This is a genomic window from Azonexus sp. R2A61, from assembly GCF_021401135.1.
Classification (GTDB): Bacteria; Pseudomonadota; Gammaproteobacteria; order Burkholderiales; family Rhodocyclaceae; genus Azonexus.
Map to the genome: position 1 here is coordinate 923,590 of NZ_JACBFO010000002.1, position 24,029 is coordinate 947,618.

Sequence of the window (24,029 nt, forward strand, 5' to 3'; positions counted from 1 at the left end):
TTTTTGCACGGCGGCCGTGACGGCCGCCGTTTCCCGTTCACCGCCCGCGTTCATTCACCTCGACGAATGAACAACAAGGCGCAAAAGCCGGCGATCCCGGCAAACAGCACAGCCGACCAGTTGGCCATCGACAGGCCGAGGAATTCCCACTCGCGGCTGGTACAGAAGCCGGTCGCCAGGAACCAGCCCGGCCACTGCATACCCAGCCAGTCGACCAGTTGCTCGATCAGGTTCGGGTTGCTGAACCCACATTCCGGCGCCAGATCCGGAAAAGCCTGCATCCATGACTGAAAGGCCGCCACGGCAAACCCCAGCGCCGCCAGCGCACCGCTCACGGCCGCCCACAAGGGCCGGACACGCGGCGCCAGAACACCGGCCAGCGCCACCGCGCCGATCGCCAGATAGAGCACACGCTGAAAGATGCAATAAGGGCAGGGAGACAGACGCAAAAGACTTTGCAGCGTCATGCCGACTGCGCTGATGCCAAAGGTCCCGAGCGCCAGCGTGGCGAACCAGGCACGGTCAGGACAACGGGCCAGCCAGCCCGAAAGGTAACGAATCATTCCTTGCTCCGAAAAAAACAAAATCACGACTGCAGATAAAATTATTGCAGATTCGCCAAAAGCACCGGCAGAATAATGGAAATTCAGACCGCAAGACGGTCGGACAAAAAAGCGGAGACAATTCTTGCAAGACCCGGTAAAGGCCGATGGCGGAACGCCGCTGCGCCCCCTTCTGACCCTGCTCGCCGACAGCAACCGGCAGCGCCTGGCCGCCGCCAGCGAACAGGCCTTGCTCGACGGGCAATGCCGTTTGCTGATCGACAGCAAGCGCTACGCGCTGGCCTGTATCGGCCTGCCACCGGACGACCATGTCGCGCCGGAAGGAAGCTGGCATCTGGCCGCCGCCAGGGCGACCGCCAAGCCCCCCCGGGACTGGCTGCAGACCCGCCGCGACGACAGCACGGATTTTCCGTTCCACCACGCCGGCAAGACATTGGGCATCCTGCGCATTGCACCGGTCAAGGACAATCTGCTGGGCCCCGACGAACGTCGTGCGCTGGACCTGATTGCCGAAAGCATCGGCGAAGCCCTGATCGTACTGCGCGGCGAAGCCGTGCAACGCGAACTCGAATCCAGCCTGCGCCAGTTGTCGCGCGCACTGGAATCGAGTCTCAACGGCGTGATGATCACCTCGTCGACCCAACTCGACCATCCCATCGTCTACGTCAACCCGGCCTTCGAGCGCATCACCGGTTACAGCGCCGAGGAAGTGATCGGCCTGAGCGGCCGCTTCCTGGTTCGCGACGATCTCAACCAGCGCGGCCTGAATACCATACGCGATGCGCTGCGCACCCGCCGCGACGCCCACGCCATCCTGCGCAACTATCGCAAGGACGGTTCGCTGTTCTGGAACGAGCTGTTCATCTCCCCGGTACGCGACGAAAGCGGCGGCATCACCACCCATTTCGTCAGCATACTGAACGATGTCAGCGAGCGCATCAGCTACGAGCAGCAACTGGAATTCCACGCCAACCACGATTCGCTGACCGGCCTGGCCAATCGCAACCTGCTCAACGACCGCATCGCCCAGGCCATCGCCCAGGCCCGCCTGGACGGTCTGCTGGCCGGCGTGCTGCTGCTCGACCTGGACCGCTTCAAGCTGGTCAACGACGGTTTCGGTCATTCACCGGCCAATGATCTATTGAAATCGGTGGCCCAGCGACTGACCCAGGCGGTGCGCGATACCGATACCGTCGCCCGGCTCGGCGGCGACGAATTCGTCGTCGTCATCGGTCGCCTGCAATCGGCCGACGACCTGGCGCTGGTGGCCAGCAAGATCATGCGGGCGCTGAACCAGCCGATCCTGGTCGAGGGCAAGGAAGTGTTCATCACGGCGTCGATCGGTGCCGCGCTGTTCCCGCGCGACGGCGACCACGGCGAGATGCTGCTGCGCAACGCCGATGTGGCGATGTATCGGGTCAAGGAGCACGGGCGCAACAATTACCGCTTCTACACGCCGGAAATGACGCACATGGCGATCGACCGGCTGGACATGGAAGGCAACCTGCGCCGGGCCCTCGAGCGCGAGGAATTGCTGGTGCATTACCAGCCCATCGTCGATGTCGCCAGCGGCGAGGTGATCGGTGCAGAAGCGCTGGTCCGCTGGCAACACCCGCGAATCGGCATGATCCAGCCGAACGAGTTCATCCCGCTCGCCGAGGAAACCGGCTTGATCATCGCCCTCGGCCAACTGGTATTGCGCCGCGTCTGCAAGGACATCGCCCAGTGGGATGCGGCCGGTCTGCCGCCGATCAAGCTGTCGATCAACCTGTCGGCCCGCCAGTTCCGCCAGGAAGACCTCGCCGACAACATCGGCCAGATTCTCGGCCAGGCCGGCATCGACGGCCGCCGGCTGGCATTCGAGCTGACCGAAAGCATGGTCATGCACGATGTCGAGAACACATTGCACACGCTGCGCGAACTGAAGCAACTGGGCGCCACCGTCTCGCTCGACGACTTCGGCACCGGCTATTCCAGCCTGTCCTACCTGAAGCGCTTCCCGATCGACGTGCTCAAGATCGACCGCTCCTTCGTGCGCGACATTCACCGCGACAGCGACGATTCGGCCATTGCCCAGGCGGTCATCGCGATGGCCCACAAGCTCGGCCTGAAGGTGGTTGCCGAAGGGGTCGAGGATCATTCGCAACTGGCCCTGCTGCGCGAATTCGACTGCGACCAGTTGCAGGGCTACCTGTTCAGCCGCGCGATCCCGCCCGAGGAATTCGCACTGATGTTGCAGCAAGGCAAGACGCTGGCTGCGGTCGACCGGCCATGAAGGGAAAAATCGAATACCGGCAGGTCGACCGCAGCCAGTTGGTCGACCTGATCGCCGAGCACGACGTGCTGTCTGCCGAGGCCCTCGGCGATACCCGCATTTACCGGTGCGCCGGCGAGACCGGCGATTTCCTGGCGATCGCGCTCGCCGACGGCAGCGGCCTGCTCGTCTCGCAACAGGCGGCAGCGAAGGTAGACCGGCGGCGGCCTCGCCGCTAAGATTGGCGGATGAGCACGCGCATCCTTCTCGTCGAAGACGACGAACGACTGGCCGAACTGACGGCCGAATACCTGACCAAGAACGATCTGCAGGTCGCCATCGAACCGCGTGGCGACGCCGCCGAAGCACGCATCCTGAACGAGCAGCCCGACCTGGTGATCCTCGACGTGATGCTGCCCGGCAAGGACGGTTTCGAGGTCTGCCGCTCGGTACGCCAGCAGTACCGCGGCGTCATCCTGATGCTGACCGCCCGCGACGAGGATTTCGACCAGATTCTCGGGCTCGAACTGGGGGCCGACGACTACATCGCCAAGCCGGTACAGCCGCGGGTGCTGCTGGCCCGCATCAAGGCACTGCTGCGACGCATGCCGACCGCCAGCGAGCCGGCACAGGACAACGAATCGCTGGTCTTCGGGCAATTCCGGATCAGCCAGGCGACGCGCACCGCCGCCCTCGGCAGCCAGGCCATCGACCTGACCACCGCCGAATTCGACCTGCTGTGGCTGCTCGCCTCGCACGCCGGCAACGTCCTGTCGCGCGACGACCTGCTGCAGGAGTTGCGCGGCATCGGCTTCGACGGCCTGGACCGCTCGATCGACGCCCGCATTTCCCGACTGCGCAAGAAACTGAACGACGACCCGGAAAATCCGACGCGCATCAAGACCGTACGCGGCAAGGGCTACCTGTTCAGCAAGCATGACTGGAACTGATCCCGAATCCGGGAACCCCGGCGACAAGCCGGGGCGCCAGGGCCTTGCCCGCTCGCTGTTCCGCGCCTCGCTGCCGCGCTGGCGCGGCAACCGCTACAGCCTGTCCAAGCTGTTCTTCAACTTCTACCTGCTGGCGATGGGCTCCTTCGTCGCCATCGCGTTTACCGCCGATTTCATCATCTCGACCGCCCAGCGCGGCATCACCGACGACTACGCGCGCCGTTTCATGCGCGGCACGATCACGCTGATCGAGGACGAACTCTTCGCCGTCCCGCGTCGCCAGTGGGAAACCAAGATCAAGGACATCGACGGCAAGTTCTCGTACAAGCTCGACATCGTCGAGCGGATGACCCTGGATACCCGCCTGACCAGCGCCCAGGTCGAAAAGCTCGACGCCGGCGACATCGCCATCGCCCACGATCACGACTTGATGTATCACCGCCTCGGGACGTCCAGCAAGGTCCTGGTGATCGGTCCGCTGTCGGCCAGCCGGAATCCCGAGCGCACCGAACGCCTGCCGCTGGAACTGCGTCTGCGCCTGCTGACCTGGAGCCTGATCGGCGTCATCTTTGCCATCGCCTTGTGGTTCTGGATCCGCCCGGTCTGGCGCGACCTCGAAAGCCTGCGCCAGACCGCCCGCGATCTGGGCGACGGCAACTTCGACGCCCATTCGCCGCAGGCGCGCACCCAGCTGTTCGCACCGCTTTCCGACACCCTGAACAGCATGGCCGACCGCATCCGTCAATTGCTCGCCACGCACCGCGAACTGTCCTGCGGCATCTCGCACGAACTGCGCACGCCGATCGCCCGCATGCGCTTTGCCCTCGAAATGCTGTCGGAAACCGACGACACCGCCGAACACGGCCGCCTGCGTGCGATGATCGAAGCCGACCTCGACGAACTCGATCAACTGATCGACACCAGCCTGACCTACGCCCGTTACGAACGGGAAGCGCCGTCCGCCCATTTCTCCAGCGTCGCCTTCGCCGCCTGGCTGGTCGATGAAGTGGAAAGCGTGCGCCTGCTCGGGCGGACGCTGGATGTCACGGTCGACACCGCCCAATTGCCGGAAAACCTGCGCATCGACCTTGACCGCAAGGCGATGCCCTACGCGCTGCGCAACCTGCTGCGCAACGCCTTCAAGTACGCCGGCAAGCACATCCGGGTGAGTGCCGAACTGCAGGACGAACAAATCTTCATCCACGTCGACGACGACGGCATCGGCATTCCGGAAGGCGAACGCGAACACATCTTTTCGGCGTTTACCCGGCTGGATCGTTCCCGCGACCGCTCGACCGGCGGTTACGGCCTGGGCCTGGCGATCGCCCGGCGCGTGCTGGAACTGCACGGCGGGACGGCAACCGCCGATGCATCGCCGCTCGGCGGCGCCCGTTTCACGCTGCGCTGGCAGGCGCATCAGTAGCCCGACGACTTCAGGTTACAGAACGTCATCGAAGCCTGCGGCTTGGTTACCCCGAGCCAACGCAGGCCCAACAGACCGGCCGGCGCGCCGTCCTTAGAATCGGCTCCATGGAACAACAACGAGCCCCTGAAGAGGAGGACCGCGAAATGATCGACATCAACATCAAGCAATTTCTCGAAGCCGCGCGCTTCTACCTGCTCGGCCTGGTGCCGACCCAACAGCCGGTGCTGGCCGCCATCCCGGTCCGTCGCAACGACCGCCGCTGATTGATGTCGCTGCCGGATGACCTGCCGCTCAGCGAGACGCTGGGCATTTTCGTCGGCATCGCCGGTTTCGACTGGCTGGACGACGGCAATGCCGAGTTGCTGACCGCAGTCATCGGCGCAATCGTCGCCGGCACCATCATCTTCCTTGCCCGCCGGATTTCCCGCCGCCGCAAGCGCTGACCCGAATCCCTCCTCTCGGATCTTCCCCCCGATTCGAGACCTCCCTGTTACCCCGCCCTCGTGGCGGGGTCTTTTTTTGTGCCGCCGGCTCAGGCGCCGGACGGGTTCAACAGACGCACTTCGCGCTGCGGGAAGGGAATCGAAATCCCGTTGTCGCGGAAACGCTGCCAGATCGCCAGATTGATGTCCGACACCACATTGCCCTTGCCGTTTTCGGGATCTTCGATCCAGAAGCCGAGCTCCAGGTTGATCGCGCTGTCGGCGAACTGCAGGATCGAAACCCGCGGCGCCGGCTCCGTCATCACCCTGGGCTGGGCTCGGGCGCATTCGGCCATCAGCCGCATCGCCTCGGGCAGATCGCAGTCGTAGGCGACACCGACCGTCGTTGCCAGACGCAGGCGTTTGTCGGTGTAGGTCTGGTTCTGTACCGTCGAACTGATCAGCGTCTCGTTGGGCACGATGAATTCGCTGCCGCCCGGATGCTGCAATACGGTATAGCGCGTCGTGATCTGGGTGACCACGCCGGAATCGTTGCCGACCTGGACGATGTTGCCGATGCGGATCGAGCGCTCGAGCAGGATGATGAAGCCGGACACATAATTGTTGGCGATCTTCTGCAACCCGAAACCGAGGCCGACGCCAAGCGCACCGGTAAACACCGACAGTGCCGTCATGTCGATGCCGGCCAGCGACAGGCTGACCAGGATGGCCAGCACGGTAAGTACGGCCTTGGCCACCCGCACGCCGACGATGCGCAGGTTGTTGTCCAGCGACGAGACGCGCATCAAGCGGTTTTCGATGATGCCGGCACCCCACAGGGCGACGATCACCGTCAGGAAAACGGTGACGATGCCGCGCAGGATCACCCAGAGATTCAGCCGTTGCTGGCCGACGGTGAAGCTGATGTCCTCCAGCGCGTCGATCACGAACGGCAACAGATCGGTGATGTGCAGCGCCAGCCAGCACCAGACCAGGGTGGCGATCACCCGTTCCCAGGTGGTCAGCCACTGGGCATGCGGAAACGCCTGACGCAGCACGAACACCACGCCGCGCACCAGCGCCATCGAACCGAGCAGGGGCATCACCAGGCGCAGCAGGTTGACCGGCATCGCCTGCTTGAGGGTGACGATTGCCAGGCCGGCCAGCAGCATGCCGGTAAACGGAAAAACCAGGCGGGCACCGGCATCACGCAGACGGCCGCGCGTTTCCTGATGGCCGCTGCGCCACCAGCGGGAAAAGAGCAGCGCCGCCCCCAGGCAGACGCACAGTGCGACGACCTGCCAGACGAAGCCGGGATTGCTGAAATCGTCGAGCAGATCGTTGATCAGGCGCAGGGCCTCGGCGTGGCTGTTCATGACTGGCGCTCCAGGATGGCGGCAAAGAACCCGTCGGTATCGTGTTCATGCGGCAGCAGGCGCAGGCAGTCGCCGCCGATCTCGATGCCCTGCCGCGCCATCACGGTCGACGCCGGCAATAGCGAAAAATCGGCGTGGGCAGCCAGGAAAGCCTCGACCACGGCTTCGTTTTCTGCGGTCAACAGGCTGCAGGTGGCATAAACCACGCGGCCGCCGGGCCGGACCAGCGGTGCGGCAGCGGCCAGGATGGCGGTCTGTTTGGCCACCAGTTCGTCGATCGCCGTCGCGTCCTGACGCCATTTGAGGTCCGGATTGCGACGCAAGGTCCCGAGGCCGGAACACGGCGCGTCGACCAGCACGCGATCCACCTTGCCGGCCAGCCGCTTCATCTTGGCATCGCGCTCGTGTTCGATGCGCACCGGATGCACGTTGGACAGGCCGGAACGCGCCAGCCGAGGCTTGAGGTTGCTCAGCCGCTTGTCGGAAACATCGCAGGCATAAAGCCGGCCGGTGTTGCGCATCTGGGCGCCGATCAACAGCGTCTTGCCGCCGGCGCCGGCACAGAAGTCGACGACCATCTCGCCGCGCTTCGCTTCCAGCGCCAGACCGAGCAGTTGGCTGCCTTCGTCCTGAACTTCGAAAGCACCGTCCTGGAAACGCGGATTGCTGGCCAGCGACGGCTTGTCGCGCAGCCGGACGGCAAGCGGCGACCAACGCCCGGCACGGGCCTCGATGCCGTCCGCCGCGAGACCGGCCAGCAGTTCGTCGCGCGTCGTCTTCAGCGTATTCACCCGCAAGTCGAGCGGCGCCGGCTGGTTCAGCGCGCGGGCCAGCGCCGGCAACTGCTCGGCCGGCCATTGGGCGACCAGCCGGTCGTACAGCCAGTCGGGCAGATCGCAACGCTCGGCCGGGCTTAACGACGCATCGTCGAAGGCCTTGACGCCGGCCAGCCAGCTTTCTTCATCGCCGCGCAATACCGGTGCCAGTTCGCGCAGGCTCCAGCCGCGCACCACGGCCAGCGCAACCAGCAGCCGGGCCCGGTCGCTGCGTCGGTCGCCCAGTCTCGCCTCGATGCTGCGCCGACGGCGCAGCACGGCGAACACCGTTTCGGCCACGAAAGCCCGGTCGGCATGACCGAGCTGGCGATGCTCGCGGAAATAACGCGAGACGACGGCATCGGCTGGATGCTCGAAGCGCAGGAGTTGGCCGAGAACGGCTTCGGCATGGGTGAACAGGGCGGGAGTGAAGCGTGCTTTCATGGAATCCGGGCAATCTTGGGCGAGGAATCAGGGATCGGCCACCGGCTGGCCGATTTCGCGGGCGACCTGGAAATAGCGGCGGCCCTTTTTGTCGGTGAAACGGATTTTAACCGGCAAGCGGTACAGATCGAGCGCGATCCACAATTCGGTGACGGTTTCGCCGGCCGCCCGCAGGTGCAGGGTCCGGAATTCGCCGGCCGGCGTGAGCAGCGTTTCCTCGCCCAGCGCGTCCAGTTCGTACACCTCGTACTTCTTGCCGGTGACGACGCCGATCCGGCTGCCGTTCTCGGGCGCTTTCAGATAGGCCAGCTGAAAGGTCAGCGACAACAGGTCCTGCGTCCCGTCGGCGATCTGCAGCGTGGTGCCCTCGCGGCCGATCACCACTTGCCGGGTCGGCCAGACGAAGTCGGCCCGTTCGCGGGTCTCCTCGCCGTTGCGCCAGGTCCGGTAGATTTCCGGCTGCAGGCCGCTGGCGATCAAGCGACCGGTGCTGCGCGTTTCCTGGCGCACCGACTTGAACAGCGCGACCAGGCCGACCGTCTCGGACAGGCTCTGCAAGCGATAGCTCCCGTCGGCGGCAAACTGCCAGACCACCTCGGCCCGGCCGATGAGGGCTTCCGACGACTCATGCACGATGTCGTAACGCAGCACGCCGGACGATGGCTGCACCGGCGCCGGCGAAGCGGGCTCGGCCGACGCGGCGACCGGCGTGGCGGAAGGCTCGACCGGTTCGGCAGGCGAAGGGATGTCGTCGGCCGGGACAACCGACGGCGCCGGCGCCGAGGTCTTGACCCGAGGTGGCGCCGCGGCGGTGCTTGCTGCCTTCGCCTGCGGTGGGCCCTGGCGCCCGCCCGCAACGGCCGCCGGTTTGGGCAGCGGACGCAATGTTGCGGTCAACGCCGGCCGCGACGAAAAATCCTCACCGGCAGGCCAGCCCGGCAAGCCGGCCATCAGCCAGCAATGGAGCAGCAGGGAAACGAGCAGCGCGACGATCAGCTTGCGCGGCATCGCAAATCAGCACACCTCGGGCGACCGTAGTGCGCGCTCACCTTCCTGGCGATCGGCCAGCACCACCCGGCCGCCGACCAGCGTCAGACGATCCTCGGCAAACCAGCGCACCGCCTGCGGATAGATACGGTGTTCCTGTTTCAGGACGCGGGCCGCCAGGCTGGCCTCGTCGTCGTCGTCGAGAACCGGCACCGCGGCCTGGATGACGACCGGCCCGTGATCCAGTTCGGCGGTCACGAAATGCACCGTGCAGCCGTGGATGCGCACGCCTTCCTCGAGCGCGCGCCGGTGCGTGTGCAAACCGGGGAAGGACGGCAGCAGCGATGGATGGATATTGAGCAACCGGCCTTCGTAGCGGCGGACGAAATCCGCCGTCAGGATGCGCATGAAACCGGCCAGCACGACCAGGTCCGGCGCAAAGCTGTCGATGCATTCGGCCAGCGCGGCGTCGAAGGCGTCGCGGCCGGCGAAGGCCTTGTGATCGAGCGCCCGGGTGGCAATGCCGGCCGCGGCGGCGGTGGCCAGCCCGCCGGCATCCGGCCGGTTGCTGATCACTGCGGCAAGGTTGACCGGCAGTTCGCCGGCCGCGCGGGCGGCGATCATCGCCTCCATGTTGCTGCCACGACCGGAAACCAGAATGACGACGTTCTTCATGCTTCAGAAACCCACGGGAAGGAAAACGGCGGTCGCCAGCGACTGCGTGACGCGCGACAGCGTGCGTCCGTTGCGGTCGGCGACGATGCGCGCCATGAAATCGAGCAGGCCGATGTCGCGGCCGAATTCGCGCTCGAAGGAGAGATTGCGGTTGTTCGGATCGAGTTCGTTGGACAACAGGAACAGCGTGCCGTCGGCCTGCCGGTCGTTGCCCAGCTTCCAGATGGCGATTTCCAGGTTGCGCGCGGTGTTGAACAGCTTGCTCTCGTTCAGGCTGTCGAGCAGGTAGAAATCGTCCTTGTACTCGAAGGCCGCATCGACCATGGTCAGCAGACCGAACATCAGGGCCGCGACACGGTCGCCGGCGAACTGCTCGTCGAAGGCCAGCGCCGCGGCCAGGCGCTCGCGCCGCCCCTGCAGGTCCGGCCAGGCATGGCGCACGCGCTGGCGCAGGCGGTCCACGGCCGCTTCGCGGCTGGCGGCGCCCTTTTTCCACTCGCGCGGATTGCGTTTGTACAGCTTATCGGCGATCAGCAACAGGCTGTCGACCACCTCCTGACGATTGGCGTCGGCAATGCGGTCGACCTCGGTTTTCAGCAAATATTTGGCGTCGACCGTGGTTTCGCTGCGGCCGTCCCGCCCCAGCCGGGTCGAGCAGGCCGCCAGCATCAGCGCGAGGACGACGAGCAGCCAGCGCATCAGGTCGTCCGGCGTTGCTGCAGCAGGCCGATCGCCGCCGGAATCAGCGAGACGACGATGATGCCGACGATCAGCAGCGACAGGTTCTGCTTAACCCACGGCAGGTTGCCCAGCCAGTAGCCGGCCGCGCACAGCGACACCACCCAGGCAACGGCGCCGATCAGGTTGAACAGCGAAAACTTGCTCCACGACATCGCGCCGATACCGGCGACAAACGGGGCAAAGGTGCGCAGCAGCGGCAGGAAGCGCGAGATGACCAGGGTCTTGCCGCCATGCACTTCGTAGAAGGCATGGGTCTTCTGCAGTGCCGCCTGGTTGAAGAAGCGCGAGTTCTCCCACTGGAAGACGCGCGGCCCGAAATGTCGCCCGATCGCGTAGTTGACCGTATTGCCGAGCACGGCGGCAACGATCAGCACGACCATCAGCGTCGGCAGATCCATGCCGCCCTCGCCCAGCGCCGCCAGTGCGCCGGCCACGAAGAGCAGCGAATCGCCCGGCAGGAAGGGAAAGACCACGAAGCCGGTCTCGGCGAACACGATGAAGAACAGGATGGCGTAGATCCACAGCCCGTATTGCTGGACCAGCACGGCAAGATACTGGTCGAGGTGCAGCACGATGTCGATGAATTGGGTAAGCAGTTCCATGAGCGAAGCCGGGCCTTTGACGAGGCCGCATTATAATCCGGGCATGCCGATGCCTTTGCCCAGAATCGCCCGCCTGCCCGACCTGCTGATCAGCCAGATCGCCGCCGGCGAGGTCGTCGAAAGACCCGCCTCCGTCCTCAAGGAACTGCTGGAAAACAGCCTCGACGCCGGCAGCACGGCGATCCGGGTGCATCTCGAGGAAGGCGGCGTCAAGCTGATCCGCATCACCGACGACGGCTGCGGCATCGCCAAAGACGAACTGGCGCTGGCGCTGACCCGCCACGCGACCTCCAAGATCACCAGCCTCGACGACCTCGAACGCGTCGCCAGCTTCGGCTTTCGCGGCGAAGCGCTGGCCTCGGTCGCCGCCGTCGCCCGGCTGACGATTACCAGCCGCGAACGCGGCGCCGGCCATGCCTGGAAACTCAAGGCCGAAAACGGCGCCGCGCCGGAACCGGCGGCGCTGATGGCCGGTACCGTGGTCGAGATGCGCGACCTGTACTACAACACGCCGGCCCGCCGCAAATTCCTCAAGTCGGAAAGCACCGAGTTCGCCCACTGCGCCGACGCCGTGCGCCGGCTGGCGCTGACCCGGCCGGACGTGGCGATCAGCCTGGCGCACAACGGCCGCAGCCTGTTCCAGCTGGCACCGGCCGATCGCACCCGGCGCATTGCCGACATCCTCGGCGACGACTTCATCGGCGCCTGTCGTGCGGTCGACGCCTCCGCCGGGCCGATTTCGCTGGCCGGCTTCGCCATCGATCCGACCCGTGCCGGCGACACGAAGGACGGCCAGACTGTCTTCGTCAACGGCCGTTTCGTGCGCGACAAGGTGATCAGCCACGCGCTGCGCGAAGCCTACCGCGACGTGCTGCACGGCAGCCGCCAGCCGGCCGTCTGCCTGTTCCTCGAGATTGATCCGGCGCTGGTCGACGTCAACGTGCATCCGGCCAAGACCGAAGTCCGCTTCCGCGATTCGCGCGCCGTGCACCAGTTCGTCTTCCACGCCATCCAGCGCACGCTCGCCGCGCCGATCGAACGCGCCTCGCTGGCCGACGCCGGCACGCCGGAAAATCCGCCCGCTGCCGCGGTCGACCGCAATAATGGGCAACATTCCGCGCCGCCCGCCTACCCGACCCGCCAGGCCAGCCTCGGCGTCGCCGAACCGGCAGCCGCCGCCTACCTCGCCTTCGCCCGCGCCGCGCAGAACATCGAACGCCAGCCGGCCATCGCCGGCGAACGGATGCCGCAATTCGCCCCCGGCAACGCGCTGCAAAATCCGCCGCCGGCAGCGGTCGACCGCAACAACGGCGCGGAAATGCCCGCCGCCAGCGGCGACGGCCCGCCGCTCGGCTACGCGCTGGCGCAACTGCACGGCATCTACATCCTGGCGCAGAACGCGCGCGGCCTGATCGTCGTCGACATGCACGCCGCGCACGAACGCATCCTCTACGAAAAGCTCAAGGCAGCCTACGACGGTGCCGGCGTGGCGACGCAGAACCTGCTGATCCCCGCCGTCTTCTCGGCCGACGCGCTCGACATCGCCGCCGTCGAGGAACACGGCGAAGCGCTGGCCGGCCTCGGCTTCAGCCTCGCCCCGCTCGGCCCTGGTCAACTCGGCGTACGCGCCGTGCCGGCACTGCTGCAGGCCGGCGACCCGGTGGCGCTGGCCCGCGCGCTGATCGCCGACCTGCGCGAACACGGCATCAGCCACCTGCTCGCCGCCCGCCGCAACGAACTCCTCGCCACCATGGCCTGCCACGGCGCGGTACGCGCCCGCCGGCAACTGGCGATCCCGGAAATGAACGCGCTGCTGCGCCAGATGGAAGACACCGAACGCGCCGGCCAGTGCAACCACGGCCGGCCGACGTGGACCGAACTGTCGATGGATCAGCTGGACAAGCTCTTCCTGCGCGGGCAGTAAAACGGCGGATTTCTGCGGTCGACCGCAGGAAACGGGGGAAATGCCGGTTGCCGGGTTGAGGGATGTTTATCGCTTCGGAGAAGTCTGTCCGCTGCGCCTGATGCGCGGAGCGGGGTTTCTGAAAGGCTGTTTTCTGCCGTTGACCGGTGAGCGTCGTTGTTACGGAAATGCCGGGTTCCGCGCCTGACGCGCGGGGTGGGATTTTCTGAAAGGCTGTTTTCCGCCGTTGACCGGCGGGCGTACTTTTCTTGCTTCGCCAAGAAAAGTAGCCAAAAGAAGGCGACCCTGACTTTCGCGGTCGGCGTGCCGCCGACTCCCCTGCGCGACTCGAAGGACCGGGCGGCTGGCTAAACTCGGCCCTGCGGGCCTCAAACAACGCCAGCCGAAATCCCCCGGCCCTTCTGCGTTGCTCGGCGCGAAACACAGGGAACCGGGAAAACGTCACGGCGGAAACCTTGGCGGAAAAAATGGTTTTTGTGCCGTCGACCGCAAGATTCGTTTTTTTGCGCTTCTTGTGCGGTCGACCTGCTTTTTCGCCAATTTTGTCCGTCGACCGCAGCACACCATCGGTTTCGGGCCCCTTGAGAGGCGCCGAGCAACGCAGGGCGGTCGGGGGCCGTCGGCTGGCGTTGTCCGAGCCGCGCAGCGGCGAGTTTAGCCAGCCACCCGACCGCCCGAGTCGCGCAGGGAACCGGGCAACGCCCGGCGCCGAGCCAGGGTCGCCTTCTTCTTTGGCTACTTTCTTCTTGGCGAAACAAGAAGAAAGTACGCCCGCCGGTCAACGGCGGAAACCAGCCTTTCAGAAAACCCGCCCCCCCAAAACAGCCAACGACTCTCAGCCCGCCAACTGCTGCTGCGCAAACCGCCGCAACCGGTTCATGTCCTGCGCCCGTTCCTCGCGCCCGGCCGAGTTGAGCACCACCATCGCCACCGTCCGGTTGCCGAAACGCTCGGCTTCGGCCAGGCAGAAACCGGCGGCAGAGGTGAAACCGGTCTTGCCGGCGAGCAGCGCCACCGACTGGTCGTGCGCGAAGCGATTGACGTTGAGCTTGCCGCCGACCGCCGTCTTGCGCGACAGGTTGCGGAAATACGGCAGTTGCGCGAGGGTCACCAGCAGCACGCCGAGGTCGCGGGCGCTGGCTTTGTTGACCGACGACAGGCCGGACGAGTCGCCGAAGTCGAAGCTGAACAGTTGCATGCGCGTCATCAGCGCGCGCATCTGGTACTGGAATTCCGGCCAGCCGCCGGGAAAGGTGCGCGCCAGCGTCGCCGCCGCCCGGTTGTCGGACGTCACCACCAGCCATTCGAGCAGTTCCTCGCGCCGCCAGCGCGAGCCGACCGGCAGGCTGGAATGGGTATTCAGCGACAGGCGCACATCCTCGTCGGTGACGCGCAGCGTCTCCTGCAGGTCCAGCCCGGCGCTGAGCACCACCCAGGCGGTGATCAGCTTGGTGATCGAGGCGATCTGCACCGGCCGGTCGGCATCGACGGCCAGCAAGGTATCGTCGAACCCGCCGACATAGGCGTGTTTTGCGGTCAACCCCGGCAGGGCACGGATTTCGGCCAGTGCCGGCAGGCTGGCCGCGGGCGCCAGCAGGCCGCCGAGCAGCAGGCGACGCCGGTTCGAAGAGGGCGGAAAAAAGGGGGGCGACATACCTGTCATTATAGGCAGCAGAAGGGACTCGCGCGAAACGGATGAGTCGACAAAGGCTTCGGACAACACCGATAATCGGCCCTCGCCGTCCGGAGCCGTCATGAAGGATTCCCCACCCAGCCTGTCGCCAACGACCGCCGCCGTCCACACGCTGTGGCGTCGCAACGGGCTGCTGGCCATCGGCCTGCTCGCGCTGCTCTGCTATGCGGTGCTGCTGGGATTCTGGCTGAAGATCGCACACGACCGGGAAACCGAATTTGCCGCCCGCAATCTGGAAAACCTTGCACGCGTCCTCGAAGGCCGGGTACATGGCACGGTCGACAAGATCGACACGGTGTTGCTGGCAACCCAGCTCCGGCTGAATGAAGCCTTTCACGGCGAACATCATGACCGACCGGCAATCGATGCGGCGCTGGCCCGCTATCTGGCGCTGATCGAAGCAGAGTCGCAAAGCCTGCGGGTGGCGGATGCCAGCGGCCGTTTCATCCACGACGCCAGCGGCCGCCTGGCCACCGCACGCATCGACGACCGCGACTATTTCCTGCGCAACCGGGATGACCCGCACGCCGGCCTGGTCATTTCGGCACCCCTGTTCGCCCGCATCACGCACAACTGGGTGATCACCCTCAGCCGCCGGATCGACGGCCCCGGCGGTCGGTTCGCCGGCCTCGTGCAGGCCGCGGCGCGGGCCGATTATTTTCAGCAAGTGTTTGCCCGACTCAATCTCGGCCCCGCCCAAAGCGTCACGCTGATTGATGACCAGCGTCGGCTGATCGCCCGCTATCCGGCGGCGCCGGAGCGACTTGGCAAGGTGCTGGAGAGCGAAAACCTGCGCCAACTGATCGACAGCGGCGAACGCCAGGTCTCCTACACCCGCCCGTCGGCAATCGACGGCATCGAACGGCTCTACGTCGTCCGCCGGGTCGGCAACCAACCGCTTTACCTGCTGGTCGGCCACGCCGAAGCAGACTATCTGAGCAACTGGCAACGTCAGTTGCTCGGCGGCCTGTTGAGCATCGTGCTGCTTGGCGGCGTACTCGCCGGCTGGGTACGCATCTGGCTGCGCACCTACGACCGGGCCCGGGAAATCGCCAGCGACATGACCCGGGCGCACGCCGCAACCCTGCAACGCACCCGCGCCCTGCTCGACAGCCTGCCCGATCCGGCCTGGCTAAGCGACCGCCAGCACCGGCTGATCGCGGTCAACGACGCCTACGCCGCGCTGGCCGGCCTCCCGGCCTCGGCCATTCTCGACCGGCAGGTGGCCGAAATCTGGCCATCGGCGGCGGCCCGCACGCTGGGCGCGCTGGACCTCGCGGCGCTCGACGAGCAACAGCAGATCCGGCGCAAGGGCAGCCAGAGCCTGGCCGACGGCAGCACCCGCTACTTCGACTACATCGCCACGCCGGTCGTCGACGATGCAGGGCAGCTGGTCGGGGTCGCCGGGGTGGCACGCGACATTACCCAGTTGCACGAAGATCGCGAGCGCATCCGCCATCTGGCCGAACACGACCAGTTAACCGGCTTGCCCAATCGCGGCCAGCTCGCTGCACATGTCCAGGATGCGCTCTCCGGCGCGGGCGGACGCCCCCCCGAAATGGCGCTGTTTTTCCTCGACCTCGACCATTTCAAGAACATCAACGACACCCTCGGCCACGAGATCGGCGACCGCCTGCTGTTGCAGGCTGCCCATCGCCTGCGCACCCGCCTCGACTGGCGCGACGTGATCAGCCGCCAGGGCGGCGACGAATTCGTCGTGCTCCTGCGCGACTACGGCACGCCTGCCCGCCTGGCCGGCATCGCCCAGCGCCTGATCGATACGCTGAGCCGTCCCTTCGATGTCGATGGGCACGAACTGCGCGTCGGCGTCAGCATCGGCATCAGCACCTACCCGCAGGACGGGGACAATCTCGGCGGCCTGCTGAAGAGCGCCGACACCGCGATGTATCAGGCGAAGGCGACGGGCGGCAATACCTACCGCTTCTTCACTCAGGAGATGAATGCCCGCATCTCGGAACGCGTGGCACTCGAAAACAATCTGCGCCGGGCACTGCAGAACGGAGAAATCCACCTGCACTATCAGCCGCAGATCGACATCGGCCAACGCCGCCTGACCGGTTTCGAGGCGCTTGCCCGCTGGCGCCACCCGACGCTGGGCGACATTCCGCCCGGTCGCTTTATTCCAATCGCCGAGGAAAGCAAGCTGATCAATCCGATCGGCGAATGGGTGCTGCGCGAGGCCTGCCGACAGAACCGGGCCTGGCAGGACGCCGGCTTGCCGCCGGTCGCAATCGCCGTCAACCTGTCGGCCGTCCAGTTGCGTCAGCCGGAACTGGTCGAGCAGGTTGCCGCGATCCTCGCCGAAACCGGCCTGGATGCCCACTGGCTCGAACTGGAAATCACCGAAACCGCATTCATCCGCGATACCGAGAGGATCATCGGCATCCTCGGCCAGCTCAAGGCGCTCGGCATCAAACTGTCGGTCGACGATTTCGGCACCGGCTATTCCAGCCTGAGCTATCTGAAGCGACTGCCCTTCGACCGGATCAAGATCGATCAGTCCTTCGTCCGCGAATTGCCGGACGATCCGGACGACACGGCCATCGTCCGCGCCATTGTCGCAATTGCCGTCAGCCTGCAGAAGGAAGTCATTGCCGAGGGCGTCGAGCAATCGCCGCAAATGGAATTCCTGCGCCAGGCCGGCTGTCATCTGATGCAGGGTTACCATTTCGGCCACCCGGTTGCCCCCGGACAGGCCGAGACCCTGCTGCGCCATCCGGAAAACCTGTTCGTCGGGCACTGAGGCGCGCACCGGCGGCCGCCCGTGCTAGCATTCGCCGCCATGTCGCTCCCGCCTGCTTCCGCCCTGCCGCCCGCCATCCTGCTGATGGGCCCGACCGCGTCGGGCAAGACCGCTGCCGCGATGCATCTGGCCGACCGCTTTCCGGTCGAGCTGATCAGCGTCGATTCGGCGCAGGTCTTCGTCGACATGGACGTCGGCACCGCCAAACCGGATGCGGCAACGCTGGCGCGCTACCCGCACCGGCTGATCGACCTGATCACGCCCGAGCAAAGTTATTCCACGGCTCGCTTCCGCAGCGACGCGCTGGCGGCGATGGCCGAGATCACCGCCGCCGGGCGCGTGCCGCTGCTGGTCGGCGGCACCATGCTGTATTTCCGCACCTTGCTGCAGGGACTGGCCGATCTGCCGCAGGCCAACGCGGAGATTCGCGCCGAACTCGATGCGCAGGCCGCCGTGCACGGCTGGCCGGCGCTGCACGCCAGATTGGCCGGGCTCGACCCGTCGACCGCAGCACGCCTGCATCCGACCGACAGCCAGCGCATCCAGCGGGCGCTGGAAATCTGCCTGAGCAGCGGCCGGCCGATGTCCGAATTGCTGGCCGAAGCGCAGGCCGAACGCGAAGCGCAGAAACCGCCCTACGCTTTCCTGCAGCTGGCGCTGCTGCCGTCCGAGCGCAGCGTGCTGCACCGGCGCATCGAAAACCGTTTCGACGACATGCTGCGCGACGGCCTGGAGGACGAGGTGAGCCGGCTGCGCGCCAAGTACGCGCTGCACCTGGGCCTGCCGTCGATGCGTTGCGTCGGCTACCGGCAGGTCTGGGAAGCGCAGGAAGGCAGCTACGGCCGACAGGAAATGCGCGACCGCGGCGTCTTTGCCACGCGCCAGCTGGCCAAACGCCAGATCACCTGGCTCGGCAACAGCTTCTCGGCCGAAGCCGTCGACTGCCTGGCGCCCGACCTGGCCGGCCGCGTCGCCGAGCGCGTCGCCGCCTTCCTCAACGCCTGAGCAGGCTTTCCAGGCTGCGCGCCAGTTCTTCGAGCCGGCCGATGGTTTCCAGGCTGGCATCCTGGCTGGCCACCAGCCGCTGCATGTTCTCGCTGGCCAGCGCGCTCATCGATTCCTCCTGCGACTCGGTCAAGCCAAGCGCCAGGAAGGAACGACCAAGCGCCTCGTGGAACTCGATCATCGCCTGGGTCATTTCCAGCGAATTCCGCCGGTAGTTGGCCTGCACGGCCTCCAGCGTCTGACGGACGCGCGGCAGCGCCGCCTCGATACCGGCCCGCCGCTCGGCCGCCAGGACTTCCGCCTCGATCGCCTTCATCCGCGCATCGGCCCCTTCGGCCAGCAGCGCCGCGTTGTCGCGAATGCGTCCGCAGCGGTCGCCGTCGTCCAGCGGCATGTTGTTGACCAGCAGCGTGACGTGGCCGTAGTTGAACACGCAGCGCGAGCGGAACTGGAAGATGCGCCCCGAATTGCGCACATGGTTGAGCACCGAGACTTCGAGCGGCAATTCGTGGCCGTTGTGGCTGATCGAAACCGCGCGGGCGCCGCTGCGCAGCTGGACCGCCGCATTCAGGCCCCATTGCCCCATCGCTTCGAGCATCGCCGCCGCCAGTTCGTCGCGGCTGGCACAGGCGAAGGATTTGCCGAGAAACTGCAGCACGACGCCCAGTTCGCCCATGCTGACCATCGCCGACATCGCCGTCTGCTGGGCAAAGCCGGCCTGTTCGCGCAACGCCCGCTGCTCGCCCAACACGCGTGCGGCGACGCGCACCTTGCGCAGCAGTTCGGCCGGCATGAAGGGCTTGACGATGAAATCCTCGCCGCCGGCCTCGTAGCAGAGCAGGCGGGTTTCGATGTCGTCGTCGGCGGAAACGAAGAGGATGGGGATGTCGCTGGTTTCCCAGTCATCCTGCAGCCGCTTGCAGACTTCGAGCCCGCCGATGCCGGGCAGGCCGAGATCGAGGATCACGATATCCGGCGCCCGTTCGGCGATGCGCGCCAGACAGGCTTCGCCCGAGGTGAAGAATTCGCGGTCGAATTCGTCTTCCAGCGCGGCACCGAGCAATTCAAGCAGGATCGCATCGTCGTCGACGATGTACACACGAAGTTTCTGGTCCATGGGGTGTTCTCGCCGGGATGTTGCCTCAGACCGCATTTTTTCACCCCGGGCGGCAAAAGCAAAGACTTGCCGCACCGGGACTCAGGCGGGCGCGGGCTCGGCGGCCTTTTTTCGCGCCAGCAGCGTGTAGACCGCAGGAACCACGAACAAGGTCAGCAGCGTGCCGAGCAGCAGGCCGCCGACGATCACCCAGCCGATCTGCTGCCGCGACTCGGCGCCGGCGCCGCTGGCCAGCGCCAGCGGAATGGCGCCGAGCACCATCGCGCCGGTGGTCATCAGGATCGGCCGCAGACGCAGTTCGGCCGCCTCGACGACCGCGGCCTGCACGTCGCGCCCCTGCTCCTGCAACTGGTTGGCGAATTCGACGATCAGGATGCCGTGCTTGGTGATCAGGCCGACCAGCGTGACCAGGCCGATCTGGCTGTAGACGTTGAGCGTGCCGTCGGTCGCCCACAGTGCGAGCAGCGCGCCGGCCATCGACAGCGGCACGGTGAGCATGATGATGAACGGATCGCGGAAACTCTCGAACTGGGCGGCCAGCACCAGATAGATGAAGGCCAGCGCGAGCAGGAAAGTGACTGCCAGCGACGACGAGGACTGCCGGAACTCGCGCGACTGCCCGTTGTAATCCACCGAATAGCCGGCCTTGAGCACGCGCTCGGCCACGCCGTCCATGGCCGTGAGCGCCTCGCCCAGCGTGTAGCCCGGCGCCAGGTTGGCGGTGATCGTCACCGCGCGGCGCTGGCCGAAGTGGTTCAGTTCGCGCGGCGACACCGTTTCCTTGACGTCGAGCAGGTTGTCGAGCGAGATCATGGTGTCGTTGCGCCCGCGCACGTAGATGTCGCGGATGTCTTCCGGATTGCGCCGGTCGGTGTCGGCGATCTGGACGATCACGTCGTACTGTTCACCGTCGCGCTTGAAGCGGGTAACCTGACGACCGCCCAGCGCGCTTTCCAGCGTCCGGCCGATGGTTTCGATCGGCGTGCCGACGTCGACCGCCTTGTCGCGGCGGACGACCACCGACAGCTCCGGCTTGTTCAGCTTGAGATCGGTATCGAGGTTGCTCAGGCCGGGATTCTTGGCCAGCTCGGCGAGGAAGGCTTGCGTCACCTGCTGCAGTTCCTCGTAGGATGCCGAAGTCGCAATCACGAAGTTGACCGGCCGGTCGCGCGGGCTCTGGCCGAGCGACGGCGGCGTGATCGGAAAGGCCAGCACGCCCGGGATCGCCGAGAACTGCGGACGCAGCTCGTTGGCGATGGCCAGCGAACTGCGCTGCCGCGCCTTCCAGTCGGTCAGGCCGATGAACGAGGTGCCCTGGGTCACCGTCGGGTTGCCGGAAACGACGAAGTAACGCTCGACATCGGCCGTGCCTTCGATGATCTCCTCCATCCGCCGGGCGTACTTCTCGGTGTATTCCAGCGTGGCGCCGTCCGGCCCGCTGAACGAGCCGAGGATGATGCCGCGATCCTCGATCGGCGCCAGTTCGGATTTCAGGGTTTTCAGCAGTAGACCGCAGGCAGCGGCAACCGCGACGAAACCGATCAGCACCACCCAGCGCTGCCCGAGCACGGCTGTCAGCGCCCGCCGGTAGGCGGCGTTCAGACCGTCCAGGAAGCGCTCGATGGCGACGAACAGCGGTCCGTGCTTGTCCTCGTGCCGGAGCAGGATAGAGCACATCATCGGCGACAGCGTCAGCGCGACGAAGCCGGAGACCAGCACGGCGCCGGCCAGGGTCAACGCGAATTCGATGAACAATTTGCCGGTGCGCCCGGTCATGAAGGCGACCGGCGCGTAAACCGCGGCCAGCGTCAGCGTCATTGCCACCACGGCAAAGCCGATTTCCTTCGCCCCCTTGAACGCCGCCTCGCGCCGCGGCATGCCTTCCTCGATGTGGCGGTAGATGTTTTCCAGCACGACGATGGCGTCGTCGACCACCAGGCCGATCGCCAGCACCAGCGCCAGCAAGGTCAGCGTATTGATCGAAAACCCGAGCACGAACATCAACGTGAACGAGCCGATCAACGACACCGGGATGGTGACCAGCGGGATCAGCGTCGCCCGCACGTTGCGCAGGAAGAAGAAGATGATCGCCAGCACCAGCACGATAGCTTCGCCGATGGTCGAGAACACCGAGCTGATCGAGCGGTCGATGAACACCGAGGTATCGTAGGAAATCGTCGCCTGCATGCCGTCCGGTAACTGCTCGCCGATCCTCGGCAGTTCGGCGCGCAGCGCCTTCGACAGTTCAAGCGGATTGGCCGTCGCCTGCTTGATGACGCCGAGCGACACCGCCGGCTGGCCGCGGAAGCGCACCGACGTCCGCTCCTCGACGGCGCCGATCTCGACGTGTGCGAGGTCGGCAATACGCACCGGATAGCCGTCGACCCGACGCACGACGACGGCGCCGAATTCTTCCGGCGTGCGCAGGTCGGTGGTCGCCACCACCGAGAATTCGCGTTCGCGGCTTTCGATACGGCCGGCCGGCACTTCGACGTTCTGCCGGCGCAAGGCGTCCTCGACATCGGCCGGCGTCAACCGGTAGGCCGCCAGGCGCTGCTTGTCCAGCCAGATGCGCATGGCGAACTTGCGCTCGCCGAACACCCGCACATCGGCCGCCCCCGGCAGCGTCTGCAGCTTGGGTTTGACGATGCGGTTGGCGACGTCGGTGACTTCCAGCGCCGAATGCCTGTCCGACGAGAAAGCGACCCAGACCACCGGGTTGGCGTCGGCCTCGACCTTGGCGATGACCGGCTCGTCGACTTCGTCCGGCAACCGGTTGCGCACCCGCGACACGCGGTCGCGCACATCGGCGGCGGCCGAGTCAGGTTCGCGTTCGAGCTTGAAGCGCACCGAAATCTGGCTGCGCTCGGCGCGCGAGATCGAGGTCAGCACCTCGACGCCCTCGATACCGGCCAGCGAATCCTCCATCGGCTTGGTCACCTGCGATTCGATGATGTCGGCCGAGGCGCCGCGATACGTGGTCGTCACCGTGACGATCGGCTCGTCGATCTTCGGGTATTCACGCACCGCAAGGCGGTCGTAGGAAACCAGCCCGAGCAGCATGACGATCAGCGACAGCACGGTCGCGAAGACCGGGCGTTCGATGCAGACTTCGGAAATCTTCATTCCGCGGCCTTGCCTTCCGCCGGCTTGCTTTCTGCGGCAGCGGCAACGTTGACCGGCGCCCCCGGCTTCAAACGCAACTGGCCGGCAGTCACCACCTGATCGCCGATCGCCAGGCCCTCGCTGATCTCGACCTGAGCGTCGCGCCGGGCGCCGAGACGCACGGCAACCCGTTCCGCCTTGCCGTCCACCACCTTGTACACCGCCGGCCGGGCGCCGGGCATCACCGCCGCTTCGGGCACCATCGGTACGCCCTTGCGCTCGCCGAAGCTCAGCCGGACGCGCACGAACATGCCCGGCCGCAGGCTGCCGTCGCGGTTGTCCAGCCGGGCGCGCACGGAAATCGACCGACCTTCCGGATCGATCTGCGGATCGACCGCTTCGAGCCTTGCCGAAAAACGCTTGCCGGGCAGCGCGTCGCTGCTCAGTTCGATGGCCTGGCCGCGGGCCAGGCGGTCCAGCCAGGCTTCGGCCAGCCGAAAATCGACACGCAGGCTGGAGATGTCCTCGATATTGACCAGCGTTTCGCCTTCCTTGACGTAATCGCCGACGCTTACCTCGCGCAGCCCGACGATGCCGCGGAACGGCGCGCGGATGCGCATCCGCGCGGCCTTCGCCTCGGCCAGCTGGACCGCCGCCTCCTGCACCTTCAAGGCTGCCGCCGACGCATCGAGCGCCTGCGGACTGATGAATTTCTTGCCCAGCAACTCCTGGTTGCGCTCATGCGTGGTCCGCGCCAATGCCAGATTGGCCTTGGCCTGCGCCAGTTCGGCGTCGGGAATCGCCGCATCGAGGGTGATCAGCAGGGCGCCGCGGTCGACCAGCGCGCCGTCGCGAAAACCGATGCCGGCGATGCGCCCGCTGGCTTCCGGCTTGAGCACCACCGATTCGTTCGATTTCAGCGTACCGACCGCCGTGGCCTCGTCGGCGAAATCGACCCCGGTCACACGGGCGGTTTCCACCGCCGTCGGCTGGCTGTCGCCGGCCGGCTTGGCCGCAACCGGCACCGGCGCACTGGCGCGATTGAGCGACCAGGCATAGGCCGCCAGGCCGAGCAGGCCGACAACGGCAATCACGAGAACGGGACGACGGGACTTCGCTTTCATCGGGGAAACTTCCGGATACGCCGGCTGCGCCCGGCGGGATTG

The 24,029-nt window shown here is 66.1% G+C and carries 20 protein-coding genes; 9 read left to right on the forward strand and 11 right to left on the reverse strand.

From position 1 onward, the window contains the following. Nucleotides 1–50: 50 nt before the first annotated feature. Nucleotides 51–563: a disulfide bond formation protein B gene (locus L0962_RS09480; RefSeq protein WP_234086163.1), complete on the reverse strand. Its 513-nt coding sequence runs from the start codon at nucleotides 561–563 to the stop codon at nucleotides 51–53. Between the two features lie 124 nt (nucleotides 564–687). Here L0962_RS09480 and L0962_RS09485 point away from each other — a divergent pair, with 124 nt between their 5' ends. From L0962_RS09485 to L0962_RS09510, 6 genes are all read left to right on the forward strand, one after another. Next, entirely contained in the window at nucleotides 688–2,838 is a 2,151-nt protein-coding gene (locus tag L0962_RS09485; RefSeq protein ID WP_234086164.1) for a bifunctional diguanylate cyclase/phosphodiesterase, read from the forward strand. After that, nucleotides 2,835–3,056, forward strand: coding sequence for a hypothetical protein (locus L0962_RS09490; protein WP_234086170.1), 222 nt, complete (start codon nucleotides 2,835–2,837; stop codon nucleotides 3,054–3,056). The genes L0962_RS09485 and L0962_RS09490 overlap by 4 nt, the downstream gene beginning before the upstream one ends. Nucleotides 3,057–3,065: 9 nt before the next feature. After that, complete coding sequence (locus L0962_RS09495) at nucleotides 3,066–3,767, forward strand: winged helix-turn-helix domain-containing protein (RefSeq protein ID WP_234086172.1); 702 nt, start codon at nucleotides 3,066–3,068, stop codon at nucleotides 3,765–3,767. Continuing rightward, on the forward strand, nucleotides 3,754–5,190 hold the full coding sequence (locus L0962_RS09500) for an ATP-binding protein (RefSeq protein WP_234086173.1): 1,437 nt from the start codon (nucleotides 3,754–3,756) through the stop codon (nucleotides 5,188–5,190). Before L0962_RS09495 ends, L0962_RS09500 begins: the two co-directional genes overlap by 14 nt. Before the next feature lie 107 nt (nucleotides 5,191–5,297). Then, nucleotides 5,298–5,456 carry a hypothetical protein gene (locus L0962_RS09505; RefSeq protein ID WP_234086174.1) on the forward strand — a complete coding sequence of 53 codons (159 nt, stop codon included), beginning with the start codon at nucleotides 5,298–5,300 and terminating at the stop codon, nucleotides 5,454–5,456. A 3-nt stretch (nucleotides 5,457–5,459) separates the two neighbouring features. Further along, complete coding sequence (locus tag L0962_RS09510) at nucleotides 5,460–5,636, forward strand: hypothetical protein (protein ID WP_234086176.1); 177 nt, start codon at nucleotides 5,460–5,462, stop codon at nucleotides 5,634–5,636. A gap of 89 nt (nucleotides 5,637–5,725) precedes the next feature. On the opposite strand, the gene L0962_RS09515 is transcribed toward L0962_RS09510, so the two are convergent. The 6 genes from L0962_RS09515 to L0962_RS09540 are packed head-to-tail and all read right to left on the reverse strand — an operon-like array spanning nucleotide 5,726 to nucleotide 11,255. Further along, nucleotides 5,726–6,991, reverse strand: a complete 1,266-nt coding sequence (locus L0962_RS09515) for a mechanosensitive ion channel family protein (protein ID WP_234086178.1) — start codon at nucleotides 6,989–6,991, stop codon at nucleotides 5,726–5,728. Then, nucleotides 6,988–8,250 carry an RsmB/NOP family class I SAM-dependent RNA methyltransferase gene (locus tag L0962_RS09520; protein WP_234086179.1) on the reverse strand — a complete coding sequence of 421 codons (1,263 nt, stop codon included), beginning with the start codon at nucleotides 8,248–8,250 and terminating at the stop codon, nucleotides 6,988–6,990. The genes L0962_RS09515 and L0962_RS09520 overlap by 4 nt, the downstream gene beginning before the upstream one ends. 27 nt (nucleotides 8,251–8,277) lie before the next feature. Continuing rightward, complete coding sequence (locus L0962_RS09525) at nucleotides 8,278–9,258, reverse strand: DUF3108 domain-containing protein (RefSeq protein ID WP_234086180.1); 981 nt, start codon at nucleotides 9,256–9,258, stop codon at nucleotides 8,278–8,280. A gap of 6 nt (nucleotides 9,259–9,264) precedes the next feature. Then, on the reverse strand, nucleotides 9,265–9,912 hold the full coding sequence (gene purN, locus L0962_RS09530) for a phosphoribosylglycinamide formyltransferase (RefSeq protein WP_234086181.1): 648 nt from the start codon (nucleotides 9,910–9,912) through the stop codon (nucleotides 9,265–9,267). A 3-nt stretch (nucleotides 9,913–9,915) separates the two neighbouring features. Further along, nucleotides 9,916–10,611, reverse strand: coding sequence for a hypothetical protein (locus tag L0962_RS09535; RefSeq protein WP_234086182.1), 696 nt, complete (start codon nucleotides 10,609–10,611; stop codon nucleotides 9,916–9,918). Continuing rightward, nucleotides 10,611–11,255 (reverse strand): DedA family protein, encoded by a 645-nt coding sequence (locus tag L0962_RS09540; protein ID WP_234086183.1) that lies wholly within the window; start codon nucleotides 11,253–11,255, stop codon nucleotides 10,611–10,613. The genes L0962_RS09535 and L0962_RS09540 overlap by 1 nt, the downstream gene beginning before the upstream one ends. 49 nt (nucleotides 11,256–11,304) lie before the next feature. Between L0962_RS09540 and mutL the strand changes: the two genes are divergently transcribed. After that, entirely contained in the window at nucleotides 11,305–13,179 is a 1,875-nt protein-coding gene (gene mutL / locus L0962_RS09545; RefSeq protein ID WP_234086184.1) for a DNA mismatch repair endonuclease MutL, read from the forward strand. An 835-nt stretch (nucleotides 13,180–14,014) separates the two neighbouring features. Here the strand turns inward: mutL and L0962_RS09550 are convergent. Continuing rightward, nucleotides 14,015–14,833, reverse strand: coding sequence for a D-alanyl-D-alanine carboxypeptidase family protein (locus L0962_RS09550; protein WP_234086185.1), 819 nt, complete (start codon nucleotides 14,831–14,833; stop codon nucleotides 14,015–14,017). 100 nt (nucleotides 14,834–14,933) lie between these two features. On the opposite strand from L0962_RS09550, the gene L0962_RS09555 reads away from it, so the two are divergent. Together L0962_RS09555 and miaA are read left to right on the forward strand one after the other, a co-directional pair. Continuing rightward, nucleotides 14,934–17,636 carry an EAL domain-containing protein gene (locus L0962_RS09555; RefSeq protein WP_234086186.1) on the forward strand — a complete coding sequence of 901 codons (2,703 nt, stop codon included), beginning with the start codon at nucleotides 14,934–14,936 and terminating at the stop codon, nucleotides 17,634–17,636. A 39-nt stretch (nucleotides 17,637–17,675) separates the two neighbouring features. Continuing rightward, nucleotides 17,676–18,641 (forward strand): tRNA (adenosine(37)-N6)-dimethylallyltransferase MiaA, encoded by a 966-nt coding sequence (gene miaA, locus L0962_RS09560; RefSeq protein ID WP_234086187.1) that lies wholly within the window; start codon nucleotides 17,676–17,678, stop codon nucleotides 18,639–18,641. On the opposite strand, the gene L0962_RS09565 is transcribed toward miaA, so the two are convergent. From L0962_RS09565 to L0962_RS09575, 3 genes are all read right to left on the reverse strand, one after another. Continuing rightward, nucleotides 18,631–19,758 carry a PleD family two-component system response regulator gene (locus tag L0962_RS09565; protein WP_234086188.1) on the reverse strand — a complete coding sequence of 376 codons (1,128 nt, stop codon included), beginning with the start codon at nucleotides 19,756–19,758 and terminating at the stop codon, nucleotides 18,631–18,633. The two genes, miaA and L0962_RS09565, sit on opposite strands and share 11 nt — an antisense overlap. Before the next feature lie 81 nt (nucleotides 19,759–19,839). Then, the gene (locus tag L0962_RS09570) at nucleotides 19,840–22,884 is read right to left on the reverse strand and encodes an efflux RND transporter permease subunit (RefSeq protein WP_234086189.1); all 3,045 of its coding nucleotides are present in this window, start codon (nucleotides 22,882–22,884) and stop codon (nucleotides 19,840–19,842) included. After that, complete coding sequence (locus L0962_RS09575; protein WP_234086190.1) at nucleotides 22,881–23,987, reverse strand: efflux RND transporter periplasmic adaptor subunit; 1,107 nt, start codon at nucleotides 23,985–23,987, stop codon at nucleotides 22,881–22,883. The genes L0962_RS09570 and L0962_RS09575 overlap by 4 nt, the downstream gene beginning before the upstream one ends. Nucleotides 23,988–24,029 lie beyond the last annotated feature (42 nt).

Coding starts and splice junctions, on each gene's coding strand:
- L0962_RS09480 (WP_234086163.1), bottom strand. CDS start 563: ATGATTCGTTACCTTTCGGGCTGGCTGGCCCGTTGTCCTGACCGTGCC.
- L0962_RS09490 (WP_234086170.1), top strand. CDS start 2,835: ATGAAGGGAAAAATCGAATACCGGCAGGTCGACCGCAGCCAGTTGGTC.
- L0962_RS09495 (WP_234086172.1), top strand. CDS start 3,066: ATGAGCACGCGCATCCTTCTCGTCGAAGACGACGAACGACTGGCCGAA.
- L0962_RS09500 (WP_234086173.1), top strand. CDS start 3,754: ATGACTGGAACTGATCCCGAATCCGGGAACCCCGGCGACAAGCCGGGG.
- L0962_RS09505 (WP_234086174.1), top strand. CDS start 5,298: ATGGAACAACAACGAGCCCCTGAAGAGGAGGACCGCGAAATGATCGAC.
- L0962_RS09510 (WP_234086176.1), top strand. CDS start 5,460: ATGTCGCTGCCGGATGACCTGCCGCTCAGCGAGACGCTGGGCATTTTC.
- L0962_RS09515 (WP_234086178.1), bottom strand. CDS start 6,991: ATGAACAGCCACGCCGAGGCCCTGCGCCTGATCAACGATCTGCTCGAC.
- L0962_RS09520 (WP_234086179.1), bottom strand. CDS start 8,250: ATGAAAGCACGCTTCACTCCCGCCCTGTTCACCCATGCCGAAGCCGTT.
- L0962_RS09525 (WP_234086180.1), bottom strand. CDS start 9,258: ATGCCGCGCAAGCTGATCGTCGCGCTGCTCGTTTCCCTGCTGCTCCAT.
- purN (WP_234086181.1), bottom strand. CDS start 9,912: ATGAAGAACGTCGTCATTCTGGTTTCCGGTCGTGGCAGCAACATGGAG.
- L0962_RS09535 (WP_234086182.1), bottom strand. CDS start 10,611: ATGCGCTGGCTGCTCGTCGTCCTCGCGCTGATGCTGGCGGCCTGCTCG.
- L0962_RS09540 (WP_234086183.1), bottom strand. CDS start 11,255: ATGGAACTGCTTACCCAATTCATCGACATCGTGCTGCACCTCGACCAG.
- mutL (WP_234086184.1), top strand. CDS start 11,305: ATGCCTTTGCCCAGAATCGCCCGCCTGCCCGACCTGCTGATCAGCCAG.
- L0962_RS09550 (WP_234086185.1), bottom strand. CDS start 14,833: ATGTCGCCCCCCTTTTTTCCGCCCTCTTCGAACCGGCGTCGCCTGCTG.
- L0962_RS09555 (WP_234086186.1), top strand. CDS start 14,934: ATGAAGGATTCCCCACCCAGCCTGTCGCCAACGACCGCCGCCGTCCAC.
- miaA (WP_234086187.1), top strand. CDS start 17,676: ATGTCGCTCCCGCCTGCTTCCGCCCTGCCGCCCGCCATCCTGCTGATG.
- L0962_RS09565 (WP_234086188.1), bottom strand. CDS start 19,758: ATGGACCAGAAACTTCGTGTGTACATCGTCGACGACGATGCGATCCTG.
- L0962_RS09570 (WP_234086189.1), bottom strand. CDS start 22,884: ATGAAGATTTCCGAAGTCTGCATCGAACGCCCGGTCTTCGCGACCGTG.
- L0962_RS09575 (WP_234086190.1), bottom strand. CDS start 23,987: ATGAAAGCGAAGTCCCGTCGTCCCGTTCTCGTGATTGCCGTTGTCGGC.